Below are 1206 nucleotides of genomic sequence, written 5' to 3' on the forward strand. Positions count from 1 at the left end.
GACTAAGAAAAAATCCCTTTCCTCTTGGTGGCGTTTTGTCAAGTACAATTTATACAAAATTAGATGCGTTTACCCTGCCCATCTATGGGGATTATTTCTCCTCCCATCTTGGTGATAAGGGTTTCTACCCATTGAAGAAAACAACGATTCAATTCTTCGGGATTAATAAATTCAAATACCCGACCGAAGGTGTCATCAGAGGGAATACCGTGAGGTAATGCCAAAAACTTTTCTAACCACTGTTTTTTGCTAATGCCATAATTTTCCATATCTTCCCATCCTTGCGCTCCAGCAATTACTGCTAAAATCGCAATTACTAAGATATCTGTGAGTTGATGTTTCTTAGTTCTCTCCACTCTGGACTCTTTGATCTCTTGGAAGTGCTGAACTAAACTTTTTTGAATACACCCGATATCTGCCACTTCGGTTAGTTTTCTCTCAGCAGGACAATTTTTCTGAGCCTCGGCATTTTTGTTGTTAACGCCTTGAAACATATAGGGTATTTTTGAGGTTTTCAACTACAGTATTACTGTCATCTCACTGATCTGTGTTAGGAGTCAAGTGTGCTGTCTACACAGTCTCTTATGCTTATTTTGTTAACTTTGTCAAGTTCATATTATACCCAATTAGATGAGCTTACCCTGCCTCGTAAACCCAGTTGACGGTAGTAATTTTCCTGTGAGGTAATAGCCGGTGTTAATAATGCGGATAGTTGCGAGGCAATCGCCGAGTCTTCCACCATTGGTCGGGTAGTTTTTTTGGCGTGGTCGCGATTAGTTTTTTGACTTTTTGCCATATTTACTGACCTCTACAATTGCTCAATTATTTGTCAATTCTATCGTTTGATAATACCAACGCCCGCAACTATCATGCGCCAGCGCTTGCGGTACAACTATTATCGATCGTCCGCCACAATTATCGATCGTCCGCCACAATTGTCGATCGCCTGCCACAATTGTCGATCGTCCGCCACGCCAGAGCGAGCGAACCACTTATTAATAATGATAATCGCTGTCGCTGGGAGAGTCTTCCAGAGGCAGACTCTCCCACCCTTCTCCCTTGTTTGATTATCATTATTATTCGATTGTATTTCTACACAAGGGGGTATTGACAAAATCTACTCCCTTCTAACCCACATTCCGCACCCACAACTGTCACACATCAACAAAAAGGGGATGAAATAGTACAAATGAACTAAGTCCCAAT

At 41.5% G+C, this 1206-nt stretch carries 2 protein-coding genes and 1 pseudogene; 1 reads left to right on the forward strand and 2 read right to left on the reverse strand.

Annotated features, from left to right (window positions below; genetic code table 11):
- Positions 1-65: 65 nt before the first annotated feature.
- Positions 66-422 (reverse strand): annotated as a pseudogene (locus tag QUB12_RS37410) (ISAs1 family transposase); the annotation flags it as partial.
- Between the two features lie 194 nt (positions 423-616).
- The gene (locus QUB12_RS37415; RefSeq protein WP_445252106.1) at positions 617-796 is read right to left on the reverse strand and encodes a hypothetical protein; all 180 of its coding nucleotides are present in this window, start codon (positions 794-796) and stop codon (positions 617-619) included.
- A gap of 30 nt (positions 797-826) precedes the next feature.
- Between QUB12_RS37415 and QUB12_RS37420 the strand changes: the two genes are divergently transcribed.
- Complete coding sequence (locus QUB12_RS37420) at positions 827-1111, forward strand: hypothetical protein (protein ID WP_333301374.1); 285 nt, start codon at positions 827-829, stop codon at positions 1109-1111.
- The last annotated feature ends 95 nt before the right edge of the window (positions 1112-1206 follow it).

The sequence above is a fragment of the Microcoleus sp. B7-D4 genome (genome assembly GCF_036705125.1).
In the GTDB taxonomy this organism is placed as follows: Bacteria; Cyanobacteriota; Cyanobacteriia; order Cyanobacteriales; family Microcoleaceae; genus Microcoleus.

Bases quoted from the DNA above. Each gene is read 5' to 3' on its own strand.
- QUB12_RS37415 (WP_445252106.1), bottom strand. From the start codon at position 796: ATGGCAAAAAGTCAAAAAACTAATCGCGACCACGCCAAAAAAACTACC.